The organism is Rhizobium sp. NLR10b, assembly GCF_019685435.1.
Classification (GTDB): Bacteria; Pseudomonadota; Alphaproteobacteria; order Rhizobiales; family Rhizobiaceae; genus Rhizobium.
The window spans coordinates 163993-180625 of the sequence record NZ_JABDWV010000010.1; the positions used below are offsets into that span (position 1 = coordinate 163993).

16 protein-coding genes and 1 pseudogene are annotated in these 16633 nt (G+C 61.4%); 5 read left to right on the plus strand and 12 right to left on the minus strand.

Annotation, left to right across the window (positions count from 1 at the left end):
- The first annotated feature begins 37 nt into the window (after positions 1-37).
- On the plus strand, positions 38-1114 hold the full coding sequence (locus HJB91_RS18235) for a hypothetical protein (RefSeq protein WP_221155650.1): 1077 nt from the start codon (positions 38-40) through the stop codon (positions 1112-1114).
- A gap of 16 nt (positions 1115-1130) precedes the next feature.
- On the opposite strand, the gene ychF is transcribed toward HJB91_RS18235, so the two are convergent.
- Positions 1131-2234: a redox-regulated ATPase YchF gene (gene ychF / locus HJB91_RS18240; protein WP_221155657.1), complete on the minus strand. Its 1104-nt coding sequence runs from the start codon at positions 2232-2234 to the stop codon at positions 1131-1133.
- Between the two features lie 154 nt (positions 2235-2388).
- Here ychF and HJB91_RS18245 point away from each other — a divergent pair, with 154 nt between their 5' ends.
- From HJB91_RS18245 to clpS, 3 genes are all read left to right on the plus strand, one after another.
- Positions 2389-2667, plus strand: coding sequence for an AbrB/MazE/SpoVT family DNA-binding domain-containing protein (locus HJB91_RS18245; protein WP_221146964.1), 279 nt, complete (start codon positions 2389-2391; stop codon positions 2665-2667).
- A complete protein-coding gene (locus HJB91_RS18250) occupies positions 2657-3055 on the plus strand; it encodes a type II toxin-antitoxin system VapC family toxin (RefSeq protein ID WP_221146965.1) in 399 nt (132 codons plus the stop codon). Before HJB91_RS18245 ends, HJB91_RS18250 begins: the two co-directional genes overlap by 11 nt.
- A 91-nt stretch (positions 3056-3146) precedes the next feature.
- Entirely contained in the window at positions 3147-3458 is a 312-nt protein-coding gene (gene clpS / locus HJB91_RS18255; protein WP_221146966.1) for an ATP-dependent Clp protease adapter ClpS, read from the plus strand.
- 6 nt (positions 3459-3464) lie between these two features.
- Here clpS and HJB91_RS18260 read toward each other — a convergent pair.
- The 5 genes and pseudogenes from HJB91_RS18260 to HJB91_RS18280 all read right to left on the minus strand — a co-directional run bounded on the left by HJB91_RS18260 (position 3465) and on the right by HJB91_RS18280 (position 8496).
- Positions 3465-3729 (minus strand): annotated as a pseudogene (locus HJB91_RS18260) (hypothetical protein).
- A 5-nt stretch (positions 3730-3734) separates the two neighbouring features.
- Complete coding sequence (gene pth / locus HJB91_RS18265; RefSeq protein WP_210630467.1) at positions 3735-4466, minus strand: aminoacyl-tRNA hydrolase; 732 nt, start codon at positions 4464-4466, stop codon at positions 3735-3737.
- A 93-nt stretch (positions 4467-4559) separates the two neighbouring features.
- Positions 4560-5273 (minus strand): ABC transporter substrate-binding protein, encoded by a 714-nt coding sequence (locus tag HJB91_RS18270; RefSeq protein WP_210630468.1) that lies wholly within the window; start codon positions 5271-5273, stop codon positions 4560-4562.
- A gap of 24 nt (positions 5274-5297) precedes the next feature.
- Positions 5298-7649: an EAL domain-containing protein gene (locus HJB91_RS18275; protein WP_210630469.1), complete on the minus strand. Its 2352-nt coding sequence runs from the start codon at positions 7647-7649 to the stop codon at positions 5298-5300.
- Positions 7650-7881: 232 nt separating this feature from the next.
- Positions 7882-8496 carry a 50S ribosomal protein L25/general stress protein Ctc gene (locus tag HJB91_RS18280; protein ID WP_210630470.1) on the minus strand — a complete coding sequence of 205 codons (615 nt, stop codon included), beginning with the start codon at positions 8494-8496 and terminating at the stop codon, positions 7882-7884.
- A 403-nt stretch (positions 8497-8899) separates the two neighbouring features.
- Between HJB91_RS18280 and HJB91_RS18285 the strand changes: the two genes are divergently transcribed.
- Entirely contained in the window at positions 8900-10444 is a 1545-nt protein-coding gene (locus HJB91_RS18285) for a hypothetical protein (RefSeq protein ID WP_221155658.1), read from the plus strand.
- A gap of 160 nt (positions 10445-10604) precedes the next feature.
- Here the strand turns inward: HJB91_RS18285 and HJB91_RS18290 are convergent, their stop codons facing one another.
- The 6 genes from HJB91_RS18290 to lgt form a co-directional block, all read right to left on the minus strand.
- Positions 10605-11537 (minus strand): ribose-phosphate pyrophosphokinase, encoded by a 933-nt coding sequence (locus HJB91_RS18290; protein ID WP_210630472.1) that lies wholly within the window; start codon positions 11535-11537, stop codon positions 10605-10607.
- A 105-nt stretch (positions 11538-11642) separates the two neighbouring features.
- The gene (locus HJB91_RS18295) at positions 11643-12464 is read right to left on the minus strand and encodes a hypothetical protein (protein ID WP_210630473.1); all 822 of its coding nucleotides are present in this window, start codon (positions 12462-12464) and stop codon (positions 11643-11645) included.
- A 102-nt stretch (positions 12465-12566) separates the two neighbouring features.
- Positions 12567-13718, minus strand: coding sequence for a Xaa-Pro peptidase family protein (locus HJB91_RS18300; protein WP_221155659.1), 1152 nt, complete (start codon positions 13716-13718; stop codon positions 12567-12569).
- A 5-nt stretch (positions 13719-13723) separates the two neighbouring features.
- Positions 13724-14518 (minus strand): peptidoglycan editing factor PgeF, encoded by a 795-nt coding sequence (pgeF, locus tag HJB91_RS18305; RefSeq protein ID WP_210630475.1) that lies wholly within the window; start codon positions 14516-14518, stop codon positions 13724-13726.
- A 110-nt stretch (positions 14519-14628) separates the two neighbouring features.
- Positions 14629-15729: a class I SAM-dependent methyltransferase gene (locus HJB91_RS18310; RefSeq protein WP_210630476.1), complete on the minus strand. Its 1101-nt coding sequence runs from the start codon at positions 15727-15729 to the stop codon at positions 14629-14631.
- Between the two features lie 18 nt (positions 15730-15747).
- Positions 15748-16596 (minus strand): prolipoprotein diacylglyceryl transferase, encoded by an 849-nt coding sequence (gene lgt / locus HJB91_RS18315; RefSeq protein ID WP_221146970.1) that lies wholly within the window; start codon positions 16594-16596, stop codon positions 15748-15750.
- Between the last annotated feature and the right edge of the window lie 37 nt (positions 16597-16633).

Below are 16633 nucleotides of genomic sequence, written 5' to 3' on the forward strand. Positions count from 1 at the left end.
ATCCGCGCGGGCTCAATGATTCCGGGGAGAAACCGGCATGACTGAACTGAGGTCGATACTCGACGAAGCGGCGCGCGAGGGGCTAATTTCGCCGGAAGCGGGTGGGCGTCTTCTGCCGTTTCTCATCGAGCGCGGCGTTGCCGTTGCCGAAGCGCCGGTGACAACAACAGCCGAACCGCAGCAAACATGGTCGGATACCGAGACGCCGCGCTTCGTGCGCGGCTTTCACGACGTGCTGATCACCATCGGCGTAATTGTCGCGGTCGCCGGCCTCTGGGGGCTGGCGCCACTTTACGCCGTGCCGGTTGCCATCATCGTGCTTTCGGAAATCCTGGTGCGGCGCCAGCGGCTCGCTTTGCCGGCTGTCAGCCTGACGATCGCACTGTTCTGCTGGACATTTTTGATGATGTCCCGCGTCTTCACGCCGTGGACCTCCGAAATCGGGGCGGATCTGACGCAGTTCGTCGCCGGCTTTCCGATCCTGCTCGGCGTCTATTATGTCCGCTATCGCGTGCCGTTGTCGTTGGCGCTCACCATCATATCGACGCTTGCTTTGGTGCTCACGCTGCTTTTGCGACTGGTGCAAGGTCTCAGCGGCAATCCCGCGTTTTTTGTCGATCATCTTGGTGTGCTGGCCGCGGTCGCTTTCGTGTGCGCGCTCGGCCTGTTCGCGACGGCGCTTTATTTCGATCTCGGCGACCGGCTGCGGCGGACGACGCGTTCGGATATCGCCTTTTGGCTGCATCTTGGCGCGGCGCCGGCGCTGCTCTACAGTGCCGTCTCCCTACTGTCGTTCGGGGAAAGCGGCAGGATCTTCGACCTGGCGAACATGTCGGCCCGGACTCCCGTGGTCGTCGCGACCGTGGCGGCGCTGATGCTGATCGGCCTCGTCATCGATCGTCGCGCCTTCGTCACGTCGGGGCTGCTGTCCCTCGGCTTTGCGATCTTCAGCGTCGTTCGGAAGGGAAATGCGACTGTCGACACCTACATCTTCACGACGCTGATCGTCGTCGGCGCGATCGTGCTCATTATCGGAACAGGCTGGATGCCGCTTCGGCGGCTGGTGCTCAGGGCACTGCCGCCGGCAATCGCAAACAGGCTGCCGCCCGGTTAACGCGGCAACGATTTCATCAGGTGTTGAAACGGAAGTGGATGACGTCGCCGTCCTGGACGACGTATTCCTTGCCTTCGTCGCGCGCCTTGCCGGCATCCTTGGCGCCAACTTCGCCATTGTACTTGATGTAATCGTCGTAGGCGATGGTGTTGGCGCGGATGAAGCCGCGTTCGAAATCCGAGTGGATGACGCCGGCGGCTTGCGGCGCCTTGGTGCCGCGCTCGATCGTCCAGGCGCGCGTTTCCTTCGGGCCGACGGTGAAATAGGTGATGAGGTCGAGCAGCTTGTAGCCGGCGCGAATCAGCCGGTCGAGGCCCGCCTCGTCAAGGCCGAGGGCAGAGAGGAATTCCTTGGCTTCCTCTTCGGCAAGCTGCGCCACCTCAGCTTCGATCGCCGCCGAGATGATGACGGTTTCGGCACCCTGCTCCTTCGCCATGGCGGCGACGGCGGCGGTGAATTCGTTGCCCGTCAAGGCATCGCCTTCGGCGACGTTGCAGACGTAGAGCACCGGATGCGAGGTGAGAAGGTTGAGCCCCTTGAGGATGGCGATCTCCTCGGCATCGAGCTTCGACAGCAGCGTGCGCACCGGCTTGCCTTCGTTCAAGAGCTTCAGCGAGGCTTCCATGATCGGCAGCATCGCCATCGACTCCTTGTCCTTGCCGGTGGCGCGCTTGCGCGTCTGCTCAGTGCGGCGCTCCAGGCTCTCGAGATCGGCGAGCATCAGTTCGGTCTCGATCGTCTCGGCATCGGCGACAGGATTGATGCGGCCCTCGACATGGGTGATGTCGCTGTCCTCGAAACAACGCAACACGTGCACGATGGCGTCGACTTCGCGGATATTGGCGAGGAACTGGTTGCCGAGGCCTTCGCCCTTCGAGGCGCCGCGGACGAGGCCGGCGATATCGACGAAGGAGATGCGGGTCGGGATCAGTTCCTTGGACTTCGCGATGTCGGCAAGTTTGCGCATGCGCGGATCGGGCACCGCGACTTCGCCGGTGTTCGGCTCGATGGTGCAGAAGGGGTAGTTCGCCGCCTGCGCGGCCGCCGTCTTGGTGAGCGCGTTGAAGAGGGTCGATTTGCCGACGTTCGGCAGACCGACGATGCCGCATTTGAAGCCCATGGCTTGATCCATATCTAGTGGTAAACTTTGCCCTGCCTATGCGGGAATGGCCGGCTCGGGTCAAGGGTTTGCGGCACGAATCGAAAAAGCAAGGCCGGCCGGCTTGAAGGTAAGGCGGTTTAGCCTTACCTTTGGCGGAAAGGATAGAGCTGACATGACAACCCTGACAGTGACGGCAAAAGGACAGGTCACCTTGAGAAAAGAAGTGCTTCGGCACCTCGGGATTAGGCCCGGCGACAAGATCGATGTCGATCTCCTGCCTGGTGGCAAGCTTGAGGTCGTTGCGGTCAAAACGCAGCCGGCCAGCGGCTCCATCGAGAGTTTCTTCGGAAGTATCGAGAACAAGGGCAATGTCCATGCGACGCTCAAGGAGATCGATGAGGCCATAAAGGCGGGCGGGGCTGGCGAGGTCGGCGTCGCTGATGATCGTTGATACGAATGTGCTCGTGCGGGCGGCCGTGGATGACGATCCGAAGCAAACGGAACGTGCAAGGATGTTGATGCGCGAGGCTGAGCAGCTGTTCGTCTCCAACTTGACGTTCTGCGAGTTCGTTTGGGTCGTCGGTCGGATTTATCGCAAAAGCGCCGCCGAGATCGCCGCGACAATCCGGCTGTTGATAGCCGACAGGAAGGTCGTCTACGATAGAGCAGCTGTCGAGGCTGGATTGTCCTTCCTCGATGCCGGCGGGGATTTCGCCGATGGCGTCATCGTCTTGGAAGGCCGCAGGCTTGGCGGCGAAGTATTCGCGACCTTCAACAGGAAGGCTGCCGCCATCGTCGAAAGCGCCGGGCGAGCCTGCCTGCTGCTCTCGTCGGAGTGATATCCGTCATTGAACTGCCGTGCTGACGGTGCAATATAGTCCGGCGGATGTTTCTTCCGCCTTTTCATGTCATCAACGGGTGGATTTTCCGATGAGTGACAATGACGTTGCCCTGAAACCGAAGACCAAGGTGAAGCCGAAGCTGGAGAGGCCGAAGCTCTACAAGGTCATTCTCGTCAACGACGATTATACGCCGCGCGAATTCGTCATCGTGATCCTGAAGGTCGTTTTCCGCATGAGCGAGGAGACCGGCTATCGGGTGATGATGACGGCGCACAAGCTCGGCTCCTGCGTGGTCGTCGTCTGCGCTAAGGATATTGCCGAGACCAAGGCCAAGGAGGGCATCGACCTTGCCAAGGAGATGGGCTTTCCGTTGATGTTCACCACCGAGCCTGAGGAATAGCTGGGCTCAGGGCCGGCGGATCTGATAGCCCGTCTTGTCCTGCAGGAAGAGGCAAGTCTCGTAGAAGCGCAGCGTCGCCGGGTTTTTATAGCCGGTGAGCCGCATCACCTTGTAACAGCCGGCGTTCCGCGTCAGATTTGGGACGATGATCACCGCGAGGTCGCAGCAGCAAAATTGCCAGCAAAGCCGATGAACAGGTCATGCCGGGCTGAGCGAGGTTGGCGGACAAGATTGCCGGCGCCGGAGGGATGTTAAGATCCTGGTCCGGCATCCGTCTTATTCCCCCTTGTTGCCGAACATCTTCTTCAGCATCTCGGCCATCGGGCCGCTGGTCGGCAGCTTCGGCTGATTGCTGTTGCGGGCCTGGCGGATATGCGATTGGCCGGCCGGCTTCTTGTCGCTATCCCTGCTTTCCTTTCGCGGATTCTCTTCCTCGGCCTTGCCGCCGAGCGCCAGCGCGATCTTGTTCATCAGCTGCGAATCCTCGTTTCGCACCAGCATGTCGGCATTGTCGGCGAGCGTATCGAGAAGCGGCTCCAGCCAGACCTTGTCGGCCTTGGCGAAATCGCCGAGCACGTGGTTCTGCACCATTTCCTTGACGCCGGGATGGCCGATGCCAAGGCGCAGCCGCCGGTATTCCTTGCCGCAATGGGCGTCCAGCGACTTGATGCCGTTATGGCCGCCATGGCCGCCGCCGGTCTTCAGCCGCGCCTTGCCAGGGGGCAGGTCGAGTTCGTCATAGATCGCGACGAGGTCGGCGGGCTGGAGCTTGTAGAAGCGCATCGCCTCGCCGACGGCCTCGCCGGAGAGGTTCATGTAGGTCTGCGGCTTGATCAGCAGGACCTTGTCGCCGCCAAGCTCTCCCTCCGCAATTTCCGCCTTGAACTTCTTCGACCAGGGGGAGAAGCTGTGGCGCCGATGGATGGCGTCGACGGCCATGAAGCCGATATTGTGGCGGTTGCCGGCGTATTTGCCGCCGGGATTGCCGAGACCCGCAATGATCAGCATGGCCTGTCGTCCTCGCTTAAGCTTTTCCGACGTTCACCACCCGGAAACGGGAGCAAAGTCAAGCGGAAAGGGCGGCGGGCGCACCGAGCGGCATCAGTCCGACAGGTTCATGCCGTATTTCTGGAAGATCTGCCTCTGGTCGCCATCAGCGATCAGCTTGTCGAGGGCAGCCTGCATCTTGGCGTGCAGATCGTCGGGAAAGCTCTTCTCGCAGGCGATGCCCATTGGCTGGGAGGAGAGCACGGTTACGATCTCCACCGGCTGATCGGCCTTCAGCTTTTCGAAGTAGAGTTCGGAGATCGGCATCATGTCGATGCGGCCGCTGAGCAGCTTGCGCAGTGTGGCGTTGAAGTCACTGGCGACGTCCAGCTTGGTGAAACCCTTCTCCTTCAGGATCGTCTCGGTGTAGTCCTCGCGCTGGGTGCCGATCGTATATTTCTTTGCCTCTTCGAGATTGCTGGCGGTGATGCCCGAACCCTTGCGGGTGATCAGGATGTTTCGGTCGATGAGCAGCGGTTCGACCCATTTGAACAGTGGGTCGCGCGCGCTGTTGTGGGCGGTGGCGAAAACACATGTCATCGGCGCGGTGCGGGCAAGGCTGAAAGCACGCGCCCAAGGCATGACCTCGATCGTGTAGTCGACGCCGATCGCGGCCATCACCTTCTCGACCTGCTCGACGGTCGCGCCCTTGATCTCTTTGCCTTCGCGATAGTTGAAGGGAGCGTAATCCTCGGTCGTGAAGGCAACCGTCTGTGCGTGAGCCGCGCAGGGCAGCGCCAGGCATGCGAGAAGCAGGAGCTTTTTCATCGTCTCATCTCCTTGGGTCTTCGTTTATGAGGCGCGCGCGACGGCCGACTGCGGGGCCATCAGTTCCTCGATGAGTGCGGCTGCGTGCTGCGGACGATGGAAGAGATAACCCTGGCCGTAGTCCAGACCCATCTGGTGAAGCGTGCGGCATTCCTCTTCCGTCTCGATGCCCTCAGCAATGACGGTGCAGTTCATCTTGTGGGACAGGGTGGTGATGCCTTCAATCAGCATGCGGCTCTTCTGGCGCACGTCGTCGTCGCCGTCGTTAATCGCGCGGGTGAAGGACTGATCGATCTTGATGATATCGACAGGGAAACGATTGAGGTAGCTCAGCGACGAGTAGCCGGTGCCGAAATCATCGAGCGCGATGCGGCAGCCGAAGCGGCGAAGTTCCGTGACAATCATGCGAATCTGCGGGTTGTCGTGCATCAGCACGGCTTCCGTGATTTCGACGACGATGCGCTCGGGGCGGATGCCGTGGCGACCGACGATCGCGGCAAGACGGGCAGGCAGCGCCGGCTCGAACTGCAGCGGCGAGAAGTTGATGGCAAGGTAGGTATCCTGCATCCCCGATATGCGAGAGATTTTCGCGAGATTGGAGATCGCCTTTTCCATGATGAGGTTGCCGACGCGGACGATCTTGCCCGTCTCCTCTGCGACGCTGATTATTTCGGCCGGCGGCATCAGGCCCTTCTGCGGATGGTTGAGCCGCATCAGCGCCTCGAAACCGGCGACGCCGCGGCCGTTCAGATTGACGATTGGCTGCAGGAACGCCTCGAACCAGTTCTCGGAGAGACCGGCTTCGATATTGGCCTCGATTTCGGCGCGGCTGCGGGCGCGGTCGAGCATGGCTTTGTCGAAGAGCTGTGCGCCGTTCTTGCCGTCCCGCTTCTTGGCATACATGGCCATGTCGGATTTCTGCAGCAGCTCGGCGGCGGTCGCGGCATGATGTGGGTAGATGGCGATGCCGATGGAAGCGCTCAGATGCATGTCCGGGGCAAATGGCGTTTCGAAGATTGAGGCGATCTGCTCGCACATCGCCTTTGCGCGTGTTTCGGCGTCTTTCGCCGGCAGCAGGATGGCGAACTCGTCGCCGCCGAGACGGGCCGCCTCGTCGGAGGGGGCAAGATGGGTCTTCAGGCGCTCGACGAGTTCGATCAGCGCCGTGTCGCCGGCAGCGTGCCCCATATTGTCGTTGATCCACTTGAAGCGGTCGAGATCGACGAAGAGGCAGGCGAGTTCCTGGCCGGCGGCGTCTGCGGCAGCGATTTTGTTGTCGAGCACCGCCTCGAAGCCCTGGCGGTTGAGGAGCCCGGTCAGATGGTCGGTGATTGCCTGGCGATGGTTGCGGTCCTCCGAAGCCTTGAGCTCGGTCACATCCGTCATGACGGACAGCGAGAGGCGATCGTGAGCGCCGGCGGCGGCTTCCGATTCCATAATGAGGACGTCCATGGTGCGGCCGTCCAGGCAGACGAATTTGACGGTGACCGTCATGCCATTTTCGCCCTGGCGGCGCTTGACGAACTTATCGCGGCTGCTTGACGTCACCAGATCTGCGAAATTGCGGCCGATGATCTCGGGGCGGCTATATCCGGTGGCAAGCAGCCAATAGTCGCTGACGGCGGTGATGCGGTCTTCCTCATCGAGCGAGAAGAGCATGGCGGGTGTCAGATTGTAGATATCGGTGGCGCGACGATGGGCGAGCTTCAGCTCCATCTCCTCGCTTTCGAGCTTGGTTTGCATCTCGTTGAAGCTCCGGGCAAGCCGTCCCATCTCGTCGTTCGACTGCCAGTCTACATGATGGCGCGAGCCGAGCTGCCGGGTGGCCTCGATTGCCGCCGTCAGACGCATCAGCGGCTGGATGACGAAGAATCGGTTGCCGATCAGCGCTGTGCCGAAAACGGTCAGAACCGCGAAGATGAAGATCGAAATGAAGACGACCTCTTCCTGCTTCAGACCGGAAAACAGTCCGAGGGCGGGATAATAGACGCTGATGCTGCCGAGGTTCTTCGGACCGTCGACGGTGTTGTAGATGATGGCACGCGACACCTGCACGAGCTTGCCGTCAAAGGAACGCGGAATCGTGGATTGGCTGACGTCGAGCTGGCCCGACTGATCACGCACCTCGACCTTGACGATGGCGCCTTGGGAAACGACCGTCGCGCTGATCTGGGTGACACTTTCCTCGTCGAGGTCCCAGAGCGGTTTTGCCAGCGCCTGAGCGTTGGCGACAAGAAGAACAGAGATATGGTCGCGTATTTCTTTGTCGGCGCGCTCCGAGGAAAGAAAAAGGAAGAGAACAAAAAGCGGAGCGACAAAAACAAGCAGCGCTCCGCAAACAATCCCAAAAAACCTGTTCTCAACGGAATTGTTCATGGTTCCGTCTACTCCCCCAGGCCGGCATATTTGCTGTCGCGCGTTCGGGCCGGCTTCTTCGCAGCTGACGGCCCATGCTTTCACGAATATGTTAAATGTTGCTGAAACGGAGGCTTGGCAGGCAATGAAAAGCCCGCCTTCCCCGTAAGCTGGCTCTAGAAAGTTGGATGGCAACTTTCTAGAGCCAGTTCACCGGGGAGGCGGGCTATATGCTTTCAATTGGTCGAAGCGATCAGGCTTCGGCTTCACCTTCAGCTTCCGTGGCGCTCTCGTCGACGCCGGCAGCCGGAGCGACGATGGTGGCGATCGTGAAGTCGCGGTCGATGACCGGGCTGACGCCCTTCGGAAGGGTGACTTCCGAAATATGGATGCTGTCGCCGATCTTCTTGCCGCTGAGGTCAATGTTGAAGAATTCCGGGATCGCATCGGCCGGGCAGTGAACTTCAACTGCGTGGCGGACGATGTTCAGAACGCCGCCGACCTTGAGGCCCGGAGACTTCGTTTCATTGACGAAGTGAACCGGGATTTCGACGGTCACCTGGGTGTTGCCGGAGACCCGCAGGAAATCGACATGCAGCGTGAAGTCGCGGACCGGATCGAGCTGGTAGTCCTTCGGCAGAACCTTGTACTTCTTGCCGTCGACTTCGATGGTCGCTACGGTGGTCATGAAGCCACCGGCATGAATGCGCTTCGTCACCTCATTGGTGTTGATAGCGATGGCAATGGGGGCCTGCTTGTCACCATAGATGACAGCGGGAATCAAACCGTTGCGGCGAAGTTCACGGGCGGACCCCTTACCAACCCGTTCGCGCGCCTCGGCCTTGAGCTCGTAAGTTTCCTGGCTCATGGCTTTTCCTTTCGAGGTTATTTGGAGAGTTCGGCGGCGGGCAAAAGCCTTGTTCCGTCGAACCGGAGGCGGGTTTTCCCGTCCTCATCCGCGTTGCCTCCAAGGGTGTCTACGCGGACCGGTGGCCTATAGTATAAGTCGTCCTGAAACGCAAGTTGCCGATAGCGCCGGTTTTCCGACGATGGAGGGGCTTTTGCCGGGGCGCTCCATCATTTGAGAAGAGCGAACTCGCCCAGATTGCATCCGCACCCATCCCAATGCGAGAACCTTGTTGAAATCACTCGCGATCTGCACCTGGTCAAAGGCAAGATTGCCAGTGCCTATCGCCGCTTGGCTTGACATCGGCGCGCTTCGCATCTTTGGATGGCCGCAACCGAAAAGCGGCTGAGGAGAAAACCGGACCATGCGTCTCAAACTTGTCACGGCAACGAGTATGCTTGCCCTTTGCCTTTTCACCGGGGCCGAGGGCGCGGAGATCAACCAGGAGGGCGCCAATGCGGTCAAGGAGACCCTGACGAAGCTGCTTCCGCAGGATTTGGCAAAAAGCGGTCTCATCACCGTCAATCCGGCCGGCACGCGCTATGAGGTCATCTTTGATCTGGCGAAGCTGCTTACCAAGGCCGATCCGGCGACGTTTGCGATCACAGGGCTGACACCGTTTTCGATGTTCGCCACGCCATTGGACAGCGGGCTCTGGAACGTCGAAGGCGACAACAAGCTCAACGTCTCGGGCCATTTCAAGGGTCCAGACCAGAAGCCGACGGATTTCACCTATTCCATCGCGTCGCTTGTTTACACCGGCGTCTTCGACCCGGCGATCAGCTATCTGCGCTCCGGCACCTTCGCGGCCAAAGACATCAAGGTATCAAGCAAGTCCGAAACCGAGGAAGTCCATGCCAGCATCGCCAGCATGGACCAGAAGCTGAGTTCGACCGACAGCACAGGCGGCAATGGACGTATCGATTTTGCCGGCAGCGGCTCGATGTCTGATTTCGTCGAGCAGGTTTCCGGCCTGCAAATGCCGCCCATCGAACTTCGTGCCGGCTCAATCGATGTCGATGCCAAGGTGAACGGCCTGCCGGCCAAGCAGATTCGCGAGATAGTCTTCATCGTGCTCGACCATCTCGATGAGAAGGAATTGAGCCCGGAAAACAGCGACAAGATAAAGGGAATAGTGAAGGAAGCCTTCCCCCTTCTGACCTTGTTCAGCGAGACGATCGGGGTCAACGACCTGACCGTCAGCAGCGAGATGGGCAAGGGCGGCGCCAAGGCATTCGGCTACAACCTCGCCATCGATGGGCCCAGTGACGCAATGCGTTTTGGCTTCGGCATGAATGCGCAGGAGATCAGCCTCGACACACCGCTGATGCCGGCAAACTATTCGGCCTTCATGCCGAGCAACTTCGATTTCCAGCTCGCGCTTCCGAACCTGGATTTCGCAAGCTTCGGCGACGCCCTCATGGCGATGGATTTCAAAGATTCGGCGTCCGAGAAGACCGGCGAGGAGATGGCGAAGAAGCTCTTCCGCGATGGCCGGCTTGCCGTCGAGTTTCCGAAGATCAGTGCCAAATCGCAGGTCTATGACGTCGATATAACCGGCAGGATCGAAGGTCGCGTCGATACCGAGAAGGACTATTCGATGGAGGCGACGATCCTTGCCCGCGATCTCGACAAGACGATCGCGGCGGTCCAGGAGCTTGCCAAGACGGACCCCGATCTCAACCAGGTCTCCTTCGGCATCATGATGGTGAAGGGCTTTGCCAAGATCGATCCGGATGGCCGTTCGCGCTGGGACGTCAGCATCAGCCGCGACGGTTCCGTGGCGGTCAATGGCCAGCAGATCAAGGGACCGGATGGCCCGAATCAGGATCAGGGGCTGGAGTCGGACCAGGAGCAGGAACCGGATCAAGGACAGGACGTGATACCTGCGCCGCCGCAGCAGCCTTGAAGGTTCTCGATTGGAATCGCACTGCAAAAGCCGTGTCGCCATCTTCGGCCTTGTGCCGAGGATCTCATCCGGCCGATTAAATATCTGAAAATAATGCTTTCCTGCCAAGGAATTGCAAGGGCCAGATGCTCGGCACGCCGAGTATGACGGAGGAGGCTTTTTAATCGAAAAGGCTGGAGACCGACTCTTCCTGGCTCGTGCGGCTGATGGCTTCGCCGATCAGCGGGGCCGTCGTCACGACGCGGATATTGTGCGCTGAAAGCACCGCCGTTGTCGGCTGGATTGAATCGGTGATGACGAGTTCACGCAGCTTCGAGGAGGTGACGCGGGTGACCGCGCCGCCCGAGAGAACGCCGTGCGTGATATAGGCGGTGACGCTGGAGGCACCCTGGGCGAGCAGTGCGTCGGCCGCATTGCAGAGGGTGCCGCCGGAATCGACGATGTCGTCGATCAGCAGGCAGTCCTTGCCGGTGACGTCGCCGATGATATTCATGACCTCGGATTCACCCGGCCGATCGCGACGCTTGTCAACGATGGCCAGAAGACAGTCCAGCCGTTTGGCGAGCGCGCGGGCGCGCACCACGCCGCCGACGTCGGGCGAGACGACCATGACGTTGCTGAGGTCATAATGGCTCTTGATGTCGCGCGTCAGCACGGGCATGGCGAAGAGGTTGTCTGTGGGGATATCGAAGAAACCCTGGATCTGACCGGCATGGAGATCGAGCGTCATGACGCGATCCGCGCCGGCTTCGGTGATGAGGTTGGCAACCAGCTTGGCGGAGATCGGCGTGCGGCCGGATGCGCGGCGGTCCTGACGGGCATAGCCGAAATAGGGAAGAACGGCCGTGATACGGCGTGCCGACGAACGACGCATCGCGTCGATCATTATCAGCAGCTCCATCAGGTGGTCGTTGGCGGGAAAGGCGGTGGGCTGCACGAGGAAGACGTCCTCGCCGCGCACGTTTTCCTGGATTTCCACGAAGATTTCCTGGTCGGCAAACCTTCGGACACTGGCTCTTCCCAAAGGAACATTGAGATAGTTGCAGATCGCTTCGGCGAGTTGCCGGTTCGAATTGCCTGCGAAAACCTTCATTTTGGTCCGCCTATTATGCGCTGATAGCCGCGCTTTTTAGTCAGCTTCCCCGTGAATGCAAGGGCAAAGGCGCCACAGACTTTCATATTTGCAAAAAGTTTGTGACTAACCACCCTGAGTTTGCCGCCAGGAGGTGAATTCCGCGATGGTTTTCGAAGCGATCTGTTGCATCACCGAAGCCGGGACACCCGCCCAAGGGTCGGCCGCGGCTGTCGGCACGCTTTCCTGGCCTTGGATTCGGTGCAGGCGGGCGCCGCCGCCATCGAGAACGTCCCAGACATAGACCACGGTGACCTTGCCTTCGTCACCGAAGGCAGAGAGGTAACCTTTGAGGATGTAATCGCTGCTCGTGTCATTCGAGCTCTTGATGGAAAGGCCATGGGCGCGCGCCTCGGCGCCGAGCTGGCGCGAGAGCGGAGTCACGGCTTGCACCGGCGCCCCGATGATCGGCAGGAAGCGCACCGTATTGCCACGCGCGGAAGATGCGCCGGGCGCGAGGCCGGCGGTCTGCTGCGGTTGCTGCGTGTCAAGCAGCTGGCCGGGCTGTGTTGGAGTCTCGGCGCCGGCAGCGGCCGGCGGCAGCGCCTGTCCCTCGATCGGGGCGGAGGCGGCGGGCGAGGAGCCGTTTCTCGACAGCGCGTCTGCCTGCTCCTGCATCGTCGTCGGCGGCGCGCCGCTGCCGGGTCGATAGGTTCTTTGCGACTGATCATAGGCCGGATGATAGCCACTCGGCTGCGTGCTCCCGGCAAAAACCGGCTGGCGGGTGCCGGCCAGACGTTCTGCCTCGCCCTGCGTCACCGGACTTGACGGCGGAGTTCCGGAGGATTCGCCGATGCCGACTAGCGGCGTCAGCGCGTCGGTGGTGTTGCAGGCGGTCAGCAGAGCAATGACGAACAGGAGCGTGGGCACAGTCGCAGTTCGCGTCATCCCGTGATCCGTCCTTCCCACAATCGTACCAGCCCGCCCGGATTTATGCGGGCGGGGATGGTACTCTGTCAATTCCGGATTCTCACCGGTCAGCCCCGGTCTTCAAAGGCCGATGAAATCGAGCGAATGACGGGAAAGTGCGCGCGGCGCATCCGCGGTCGTCACGTAGGTCTGTCCGAGCGTCATTGCCGTGCCGGTATCGGAATCGGCAATGATCATGTGCACGAACAGCGACATGTTCGGCTCGATCGGCTGCGGATTGCCGACATGGAACATCTGGTGCTCCATCCAGGAGGGCGAGAAGCGGGCGCCGAGCGAATAACCGCAGGCATTCAGCCGGTGGCGGGCGAGGCCGCGCTCGTCCATGATCCTGGCATGCATGTCGAAGACGTCACCAAAGGTGTGGCCGGGCTTCAGCACCGTCTCGATCGCCTCGATGGTTTCGCGGCAGGCATTGTAGAGCTCGCGATGGCGTTGCATCGGCTCGCCGATGACGATCGTGCGCATCATGGCGGCATGGTAATGCGCATAGGTGCCGGCCCATTCCAGCGTCAGCTGGTCGTTGGCGTCAAGCTTGCGGCGGCCGGCCTTGTAGCGGCAGAGCAGGGCGTCGGCAGCCGAGCCGATGATGAACTCGTTGGCGGGATAATCGCCGCCGCCGGAAAAGACCGCACCCTGCATGGCGGCGAGGATATCGGCTTCGTCAGCGCCGGGCCTGGTCAGCCGGATCGCGGCGTCGAGCGCGTCGTCGGCGAGAGCGGCGGCGCGCTCGACATAGGCGACCTCCGTCGGGCTCTTGACGAGACGAAGACGGCTGACGAGATAGGAGGCGTCGACGATCTGGCCGAAAGTGGTCAATTGTGCGTCGAGCAGACGGGCGACGCGGCCGGTCATGCCGTGGGTGTCATATTCGACGCCGATGCGGGCGCCGAGCAGATCCATCTCGACCATGAGGTTCTTCAGGTCGAGCGTCGGATCGGCATTGACCCTGTCGACCCAGATGTGGACGTCCTCAAGGATCGATGTGTGTCTGGCCTGGCGAAGATCCGCCGAGCGGGTGATCAGCGCCATGGTGCCGTCGCTCTTGACGATCAGCGTCTGGAAAAAGCAGTAGCCGAAGGTGTCGTAGCCGGTCAGCCAGTACATGCTTTCCTGGGCGAAGAGCAGCAGGGCGTCGAGCTTTTCTTCCTTCATCTTCTCGGTGAGGCGCGCAAGCCGGCTTGCGAACTCGGCCTTTTCGAAGTGCAGTGCCATTCTGCTCAAGTCTCCCTGATTGATATCGCTGAAATCTGGCGGCCGTAGTCCGGCTCGCCGCGATGTGTCGTCCGGCGATAGGAAAAGAAGCGCTCGCTATCCGGATAGGTGCAGAGCCCGAGGCTTTCGGCCTGCACGCCAGCCCGCGTCAGCCTGTCGATCGTCAGCGCCGGCAGATCGAACATGGCGCGGCCCGGCGTTGCGGACGGCTTGAAAAAGCGTTCGTAGTCCGAATTCTCGGCGACGAAGCGATCGACGAATTCCGGCCCGACCTCGTAACTCGCCTGACTGATCGAGGGGCCGAGGCAGGCCAGTATGCTGGCGCGGTCGGCTCCCAATGCTTCCATGGCGGCAATGGTGTTTTCGAGAACACCGGTCAGCGCGCCCTTCCAGCCGGCATGGGCGGCGCCGATGACGCGATTTTCGGGGTCGGCAAAGAGGATCGGGCCGCAATCGGCGGCCAGCACGCCAAGGGCAATGCCGGGAACTGCCGTCACCATCGCGTCCGCGTCGGGACGGGCGCCATCGTAATCGGCGCCAATCGTCACGACGTCGGGCGAATGCACCTGATGAACAGTTGCCAGCCGCTCGAGCGGCAGATCGAACCAGGCGGCGACACGGCGGCGGTTTTCCACGACGTTCCCGCGCTCGTCGTTGGAGCCGAGGCCGACGTTGAGACCGCGATAGATCCCTTCGGAAACACCGCCTTTCCGGGTGAAATAACCGTGGCGGATGGTGCCGCCCGTCGCTTCGTTCAGCAGCGTGCTTTGGATCGGTGCGGGAGAGGCCGCGTCCTGCATCTGTAATTCCGGGTTTTTCGAGGGGTTTGTTTTGTCCCGAGCGCATCGCATCCACGGCGCGCTTCAAGTTCCTGTTTCGCGCGGATGTTGGCTCAGCCGCCTGCGCCCTGTCAATCCACCGGGCGAAAGGGCATGAGATCAACGGCAGGGTGGGAGACCGCCATGACCTTGAAGAGTTCGCCCATCCGACCCTCACCGGCGCCGGCAAGCCTGTCGATCGCCGACTGGATCACCTGCTGGGTCTGCGGTTCGCGGTCACGCCCGAGGGCGGCGGCGCGTTCGAGAATGCCGAGGCCGGTCAGAAAGTCACCCTGGTGCAGGGCGCCGTTCAGATGGAGGCCGGCCGTCATCGCCGTCTCGGCGAGCTGCTGGAAATCGACATGGCTCGTCAGGTCAGCTTCGCCGGGGTGGGCGAGCGGCGGATCGAATTCATGCATGCGCACCGCCTGCAGCGTATCGCCGAAGCCAGTGACGAGATGGCCGTAGTCGATGACCAGCGCCGTGCCGCCGAAGGCGCGCAGCCGCTCACAGATCGCCATCATCACGGCCTGGCGGGCGGGCGAGATCTCGAAGAGCGTGCCGAGCGGCAGGTTCTGCACCGGTTCCGGCAGTAGGGCAGGATCGATGCCCGCGACACCTGCGGCAAAGGTCAGTTCGCCATCGGCGTCAAGACCGACCATGCGCTCGCGGAAACCCGTTTGCGTGCGGACGAACTGCCGGATCGGGATCGCGTCAAACAATTCGTTGGCGGCAATCAGCGTGAAGCCCGGCGGGACCTCATCAAAGCCACCGTGCCACGCGATCCTTTCGCCATAAGCTTCGAGTGTCTGGCTCTGGACGTCGCGCAGGCGCTCGCTGGTTTCGACGAGATGCACGCTCATCGTGTCGAAGAGCGGCGGGGCAATGCGGGCGATGACGCGCAGCATATCCGCCATCATCGTGCCTCGGCCGGGGCCGATCTCGACCAGGCGCACATCTGCCGGCGTGCCATGACGCTGCCAGGCATGGACGACGAAGACGCCGATCATCTCGCCGAAGATCTGGCTGACTTCGGGCGCGGTGACAAAATCGCCGGAACGGCCGAAGGGCTCGCGGGTGCGGTAATAGCCGTGCTCGGGATCGGCGAGGCAGAGCGAGAAATAGTCGGTGACGCTGATCGGGCCGTTGGCCTGGATGATCGCCTTGATCTTTTCGCCTAGAGCGGTGGTCATGTCGCGCGTCCTGCCGGTTTAGAGCTGCGGCGCGGCCTGGCGACGGGCCCGCAGGATCGCCCAGAGGCCGAGCAGGATCATCGGGGAGGAGAGGATCATGCCCATGGTCAGCCAGTTGGTGCCGAGGAGGTAACCGAGCTGGGCGTCCGGCTCGCGGAAGAACTCGACGAAGATGCGCGACAGTGCATAACCGCAGACGAAGACGCCCGTGATGAAGCCAGGGCTTTTCAGCGCGCGCATGCCGTAGACGAGGGCGGCAAGCACCAGGAGCAGAACGATGCCCTCAAGGCCGGCCTCGTAGAGCTGGCTCGGATGGCGGGCGAAGGGACCACCGGTCGGGAAAACCACGGCCCAGGGGACGTCGCTCAGCCGGCCCCAGAGCTCGCCATTGATGAAATTGGCGATGCGGCCGAAGAACAGGCCGAAGGGAACGACGGCGGCGACGATATCGAACAGGCTCCAGATCGGAATGGCATTGCGGCGGGCAAAGATGATCATGGCGATCGTCGTGCCGGTCAGGCCGCCGTGGAAGGACATGCCGCCGTTCCAGATTTCGACTGCGCGGATGGGATCGCGCAGGATGGCGGAGAGGTCATAGAAGAAGATATAGCCGAGACGGCCGCCGAGCACGACGCCGAGGGCGGCCCAGACGATGAAATCGTCGAGCTGCGTCTTCGTCATCGGCGATGTATTGCCAGGCCAGAGACTGTCGTTGGCGGCGAGGCGGCGCGCATAGGCCCAGCCAAGCAGGATGCCGGCGACGTATGCCAGGCCGTACCAGTGAATCGCCAACGGACCGAGCGAAAAAGCGATCGGATCGATGTCCGGGAAAGGCATGATGGCAAGGAGATTGGCTGCTGTCGGCAAGATTTTCCCATCCGTTGAGGTCGGCGGAACATGCCGC